Source organism: Paracoccus versutus (genome assembly GCF_000763885.1).
In the GTDB taxonomy this organism is placed as follows: Bacteria; Pseudomonadota; Alphaproteobacteria; order Rhodobacterales; family Rhodobacteraceae; genus Paracoccus; species Paracoccus versutus.
On sequence record NZ_JRKO01000127.1, the window covers coordinates 1 to 3,540 of the forward strand.

Consider the following 3,540-nt stretch of genomic DNA (forward strand, 5'->3'; position numbering starts at 1 on the left):
CCTGGAATCTAGGCCGATGCGGAATCCGGGCGCAAGAGGGAAAATGAAGTAACTAGCTGAAATAATTCATAAAATAAGTAAGCACATACTTACCTGCCGAGGGGACGGGATGGCGTTAGCTAAATAGCTAACGCCCTGGTGCGCGGTCAGGCGATGCCGTAATGCGGTAGTTCCTGCATGGCGGCTTGTTCCGCATCCACCCTTGCTTGTTCGGCGCGCTTGGCCTCGCGGGTGTGGATGCGAACAGCAAGCTCGGCCTGTATCTGCGCCTCGGGCATTCCGGCTTCGCGGCGGCGCTTTATCCAATTCGCGTCGGACCGCCGATCCCGTTCGTGCTGGGCCTTCTGGTCAGGCGTCATACTCGACAGGTCAGCATTCGGCTTGGTCCGAACCTTGCGACGGTTCTCATTCCGCCTTTCGCGACCAACGCCCGCGCGCCATTCGTCAATGCCCTCTTGCATTCGCGATACATCGCTTTCAGCCCGTTCGACCGCAGCACGGGCAATCTTGATCTGCATATCAAGCGCCGCGACCTTACACGGGTCATGATCAGCTGGCAGGGCAGCACGCTTCGCCTCAAGGTCGCGGCGCTTGCGAATGGCCTTGTCATACCGGGTTAGCTTGACCTCATGCACGATAATATCGTGGTCGTCCGGGTCGGTGTTATCTGATGCCTGGGGGAAACCTTTAGGACTTTCAACCGGCTCGGGATCAGGATCGACGCTCATGCCCGGCTGGATGGCTTCAAGCTCCCGTAGAAGGTGCGCGTCGGCCTCCTCGCCTTCTTCGTCAATCTTGCGAAGAATATCCCACAGCAGGTCATCATCGTCTTGATCGTCTTGCAGGTCGGAATCGGTCATGGTAAAAGGTCCGTGCTATGGGAAGATTTCAAAGGGTCAGGCGTTGGCGCGCCTGGCCCTTTTCCTTATTCGGCGGCTTTGCGCTCGATCTGGTCGCCAAGGTCTGCCGCAACGTCGAGATTCAGCGGAATCTCCTGCCCGGTGATAGGCGAGATTAGCTTAAGGCCATTGCCTGCCCGCTTGACCTTGATGCCCGACAGTGCGGCCAAGCCCTCGATCCACCGCTTCTTGCGCTCGGGATCGCTGGTGACGTTGCCAGCGCCCCGCAGCAGGTCGCCCAAGGTCGGCCCCTGATCGGCGGGAATCTCGGCCTCAAAGCCGCGCGCCCGGATGGTGATGGCCGGGCCGGTGCTGGTCACGTCGATACCCGGAATTTCGGCGGGAATGGTCCCGGCCTCGATCTCGGACCGGACGAAACCCGCGATCACTTCCGGGATGGTGGTGTTCTTTGCCTTGGCGATCATGCGAAGCTGTTCCGCACGTTCGTTAGGCAGGCTGATATGGGTCGGCATGTTAACCTCTGAATGCTTCTGCGTATGAGATATAAACACTTAATCGTTAATTGTCAATACCTGCTAAAGCGTGTCGTTTTGGCCGTAACGTGCATGGTTTGACCGGGACGGCAAGAGCGTGTCGTTTTGGCCGTATATGTAATATACTTGTAAGAATATTTCTTATTACTTGTAGAAGAATATACGTTACGGCCAAAACGACACGCTCTGCCCTTACTCTCTCCCGGTAGGTAGCGAAGCGTGACACATTGGCGAAAACATCTCCGGGCGATACTCGCCGCCTGCGGCGGCTCCCTGCGCCTCGCGCCTTCGGCGCTCGTTGCTGGCGGGCTTCGCCCGCCCTCGGTTGAAGGGATTTCCGACCGGGAAGGTAAGAAACACTTCCTCGGTCGGGAACCGGGTTCCGGTCCACGCCCTGCACTTCCTCGGTCAACCAAAAGCCGCCGTTCCGGTCGGTCGCGGGCTGCGCCCGCTCTCTCCCCCGGTCCATGACATGCGGGCACGCCCGCAGAGACTCACAGAGGCGTCACAGAGTCCCATGACGCCCCTTTCCGGTCCCACCTACCGGACAACCCCTAGATGCCGCTCTAGGGTGCCTCTATGAGTCTCCTAGCGCAGCAGGCCACCGCTCCGCATCTGCCGGACCATTTCGCCCTGGACCAGTTTGCGGAACATCTGTTCGGACTCGCGCGCGACCTGCTGTGCCAGGTCGGCATTCTGCTCGGGCGTTCCGGCGCTGCCGTTCACCGTGATTGCGCCGCCCGTGATGTTAATCACCGGGGCGGATGCAGCCGCAGAGCCGCGCAGAGACTCACCAGCGGCCTTGTTAAGCTTCCCGGTGGCACCTACCAGCCCGCCCGAGGCATAGCCCCTAGCGCCCGATTTAGCGGCGCGGTGCATGGCGTCCAGATTGTCGGCACCGATGCGCCTCACAGCCTCGGCGCTGAAAACATACTCGTTCGCGTGAACGATGCCCGCCGGCTCATGCTTCCCGCCGTCGCCGGTGAAACCGCCCTCGGAATAGCCTAGCCATCCACCAACAGCCTGTCCGACGCCCGCGAACATGCCGCCCTGTCCGAACATGTTCATGAACACCCGGTTAAACTGCGCCTCGGCGATCTTTCGCAGCAACCCGGCCAATGCCTCTCGCGCCGACGTGCTTCCGGTCAGGATGCCCGTGAACATCTCGCTCAACGCCTCGGCTCCCTTCTGGCCGGCGTCCTCGATCTGGCGCAGCTTCTCGGCGGCCTGGTCTGCGCTATGGCCTGCCGTGACATACGCCTGCGCAAGCTGGTCAACCTCGGCAGTCAGGGCGGGCGTGATCTGCTTTCCGGCCTGTTGCGCGGCATGCAGCAGCCGGGCCTTCTGCGCCGCGAAGTCCACGGCAGCGCCATAGCGATTACCGGCAGCGGCGGCAGCGATCAGGGCAGCGCCTTCAAGTTCAAGCTCGCGGGTCCGGTCGCGGATCGCCTGCGCCTCTCGGGCAAATTCATCCAGCTTTTCGGCACCACCGCCAGCCTTACCACCGCCAGAGGAACGCCCGGCTCGATCGGCAGCAGCGCGGGCAGCATCGGCGGCGATCGCAGCCTGGGCGGTCTCGGTGATCTGTTGATCTGTCAGGGTTGCGCCCGCCTCGGCAGCACGCTTGCGCACAGCCTCTTTCTCACGTTCCAGCTTCACGCCCTCGCTGGTCAGGGCGTTGCGGGCGGCTTCCGAGGTGTTGAAACGCTCATTCGCCTCGCGCATGGCGTTCAGGCTGTCCATGGATGCCTGTTGCGCTGCATGTTGCTGGCGCATGGTTTCAAGGCGTTTCGTGCCGGGGTCGATCTGCGCAGCCTTCGCCAGTTCACCCACCAGCGCCGACGCCTGCGCCGTGACGCTGGCAATCACGCCCCCAAGGCGTCCAAGCTGCGATATGACGCCCGAGAATTGCGCCCGATCCACATCCGACAGGCTGGCGAAAGCCGCATCGGCTTCCTTCTGGATTTCGGCCAGCTTGGCGGCGAAGTCCTCGCCGGTCATGGTGCCGCCGCGGAATCCTTGCTGCGCCGCGTCCAGTTGCGCGGACAGGGTGCGCAGTTGGTCAGCGGCTTCGCCATAGCCCCAGGCGTCAAGCTGGCCGATAGCGCCGCGCATCGCCATGCCCGCGCTGGCGGCTTCCTCGGCCA

General features: G+C 62.1%; 3 protein-coding genes. All 3 read right to left on the minus strand.

Annotated features, from left to right (window positions below):
- Nucleotides 1-146 precede the first annotated feature (146 nt).
- On the minus strand, nucleotides 147-860 hold the full coding sequence (locus IT40_RS26020) for a hypothetical protein (RefSeq protein ID WP_036761358.1): 714 nt from the start codon (nucleotides 858-860) through the stop codon (nucleotides 147-149).
- A gap of 65 nt (nucleotides 861-925) precedes the next feature.
- Nucleotides 926-1,372 carry a hypothetical protein gene (locus IT40_RS26025; protein ID WP_036761360.1) on the minus strand — a complete coding sequence of 149 codons (447 nt, stop codon included), beginning with the start codon at nucleotides 1,370-1,372 and terminating at the stop codon, nucleotides 926-928.
- 609 nt (nucleotides 1,373-1,981) lie between these two features.
- Nucleotides 1,982-3,540: phage tail tape measure protein (locus IT40_RS29435; protein ID WP_166436169.1), on the minus strand; the 1,559-nt coding region annotated here is incomplete at its 5' end.

What these genes read in the sequence shown, in the direction of transcription:
- IT40_RS26020 (WP_036761358.1), bottom strand. Translation starts at nt 860, where the DNA reads ATGACCGATTCCGACCTGCAAGACGATCAAGACGATGATGACCTGCTG.
- IT40_RS26025 (WP_036761360.1), bottom strand. Translation starts at nt 1,372, where the DNA reads ATGCCGACCCATATCAGCCTGCCTAACGAACGTGCGGAACAGCTTCGC.